2 protein-coding genes are annotated in these 2,853 nt (G+C 52.0%); both read right to left on the reverse strand.

Features of this window, described 5'->3' with window-relative positions; genetic code table 11:
• The coding region (locus ABY802_RS16435; RefSeq protein ID WP_372628198.1) for a lipocalin-like domain-containing protein at positions 1–774 on the reverse strand (774 nt) is incomplete at its 3' end.
• Positions 764–2,853: FtsX-like permease family protein (locus tag ABY802_RS16440; RefSeq protein ID WP_372628199.1), on the reverse strand; the 2,090-nt coding region annotated here is incomplete at its 5' end. The genes ABY802_RS16435 and ABY802_RS16440, both read right to left, overlap by 11 nt.

Genomic DNA, 2,853 nt, shown 5'->3' on the forward strand with positions numbered 1-2,853 from the left:
CAGGGAGAACCAATCCCAGCCTTGCTGATCTGCCGACAGCGGTTGACTGCTCCATTCTCTGTCGAGCCAGGCGTTTCCGCTCACGCTAACGTGTTCATCGCCTATCTGAATTGAACCGGTCACCTCTAAAAAAGGCAGGCTAAGGTAATAGGAAGCCTGTCCCGCAGCGGATTTTACGCTAAAGCCTTGCTCACCGTGTAACACAGCAGCCCCCGCGTTTTCTAACGACTGGCTGTTTAACGAAAGGTTGTTTAACGACCGGCTGTTTAACGTCAGGCTATAGTTAAAATCGGCGGTGCTGGCACTTAGCGTAAAGCCCGTGGTGTTATTGTCTGTTGCTGCAATTGACCAGTTATCTATCCAGGCAGCAAAGGGGCTTATCGCAACACCTGCCTGGCCAACCCCTCCGCGGGCATAACGTTGGGCAAAAAAGTGCTGGTTGGCGCGGGTTAAACCAACATGTCCCAGCCAGCGCTGTTGGCTCGCCCAGCCCTCGCGCTGAGGGGCAGGCGAGTCTGCCATCCGAAACAGGGTCCACTGAATGCCGAGCGGCTCACCCGTTTCGCTTTGCAGGTTAGCCGTGACGTACCACCATTCAATACGATACTCCGGGTGTTGCGAAAGGGCATCGGGGTAGCGAATTTCAGTGCCTGGCTTAACCTGCGCAAAGCCGGTGGCATCTGATCCCAGCCCGGCAAAACCCTGCTCAGGCACCGAAGGTTCACTGCACGCTACTAACAATAGCAGCAATAGTAAAACGCCTTTATTGGTCATCACGAAAGCCTTTTAGTAATTCACCGGGTGAGCTCAACTGCAGTTTTAACACCGGAACAATGGCGGCTAAAAACGCACTAAACAGTGCAGCCAGTGTTAAGTACAGCCACTGCATAGGAAACATTTGCCACGGCAGTGCCCAGCCAAAAGCCCGTACATTAATCACTGTCACTAAACAGTAGCTGATAACTAACCCCAATGGGATAGCTAACAGCGCCGTGATAAAGGCTAACAGCAGCAACCTTAGCAATTCGGTGATGACTAATTGTCGCCGTGACACGCCGCAGGCCCAAATGGGCGCAATTTGGCTTAGCCGCATAGTGGATAAGGTTAACAGGCTACTAAACAGCGCAATGGCCGCAATCGCCAGTACCAGTAAATTGAGTGCCTGAGTCGCGGCAAAGGTGCGTTCAAACAATTGTAATGAATAGCGTTTAACGGCTTGCTGGTCGATGAGCTGGCTCTGCGTAAAAGAGAACCGCTCGGTTAGTGCCTGCATCAGGGCATCAACCTTGGCTGGCGCAACACGTAGCGCAAAACTGCCGCGTTCGGCATCCGGCCAGTATTGATAAAGGCTGGCCAGTGACATCATCACTTGGCCTTTGGGGTTGCCATAATCGCTGAATATGGCGCCAACGGTAAACTCAGTGAGTTGCACGCCTTCTAACGCCAAGCTCTCTAACGCCAAGCTCTCTAACGCCAAGGTATCGCCTATGTTAATGGCTAACTGTCGAGCCAGTTGCTCATTAATCATTACTGCTGCACCCGTTTCAATATCATGCCAAGCTTGCGGTGTTTTGCTAAGCAAAGGCCAGTGATCAATGTAGGTGCTGTGAATTTGGATGCCACGTAGTTCAACCGGCACACTGTTAAGTAGGATGTCGGTACCAGCAGAGGGCAAAATGGCAGTGACTTCAGGTTGTTGGTTAAGCCAATGGCTGACGTCCTGCGCCTGAGTTTCATTATCCGTACGGACATAAACTTCAGCGGCAAGGCGCTGATCAAGCCAGCCGGTAAAGGTGTTGCGAAAGCCATCGACCATGCCGCCAACACCAATGCTGGTTGACAAAGCAAGCAACAATGCCACTAATGCCACGCTTAGTTGAGGCACTTGCATCCGTGCATCGGCCCATAGCCACTGTGCAGTGGCTGAGTCTGGAAAGAGCGCCTGGGCACAGCGCTGAGCTAGCCTTAACAGTGTGTCCAATATCACCGGCATTAATAGCGCTGCGCTTAGAAAAATTAAGGCTAATAACAAAAAACCACTGAGTAAGCTGTTACCCAACCCTGCCATCAACAGGGCCAGGCCGGCGCTAATAAGGCCTGCGGCCATTAATCCGTTACGCTGTATGGGCTGGCCCGGGGATGACATGGCCGGGTTTAAGTGACCACTATTGTGCTTGATAAGTTTAAGCAGCGGCACCGTGGCAGCAATCAGAGTGCCGCCCCATGCCATCAGTAACCCCTGCAGATACCATCGCCATGAAAGGTGTAATTCATCTGCAAGCTCAGCGCCATACAGCCCGTTTAAACTGGCAGAGAGATCCGGTAACAACAGAGTCGCTATCCAATAACCGAACAGTAAACCCGGCAAGGCAATAAGGCCGCTGAGTAATAACAACTCCAGTACTAACCACGCCAACAGCTGACGCTCACTGACCCCACAACTGGATAAAATTCGGCGCAATACGAATCGCTGGGTCAGGGCTAAGTGAATCGCAGAGTAGACCATCAGTAACCCCACCAAGAATGCCAGCAAACTCAAGGCAGTCAGGTTCAGATGAAAGCTGGCGGTTAAACGCGAAATATCATGATCGCTCTGCGGCAAAATAACACAAAGCCGGTTGGCCAGCTCTGCCGGCAGGGTTGCGTGCTCAGAGTGCTCCAGTAACAGTCTGGAAAATTGCCCCGGCATAGTAAGCCAGTATTGCGCCAGATAAATATCGGTAATAAGCTCGTTGTCTGCCAAGGTTGCACTGACCTGAATGCGCACTTTTTTACCTTGTGGATTGTAAGGAAAGCCCGTTCTGTCGGTATTGTCCAGCAGGGGCTTAATGCGCTCAAAGGTGGCAGGCGATA

This window comes from Arsukibacterium sp. (assembly GCF_041616895.1).
Lineage (GTDB): Bacteria > Pseudomonadota > Gammaproteobacteria > Enterobacterales > Alteromonadaceae > Alishewanella.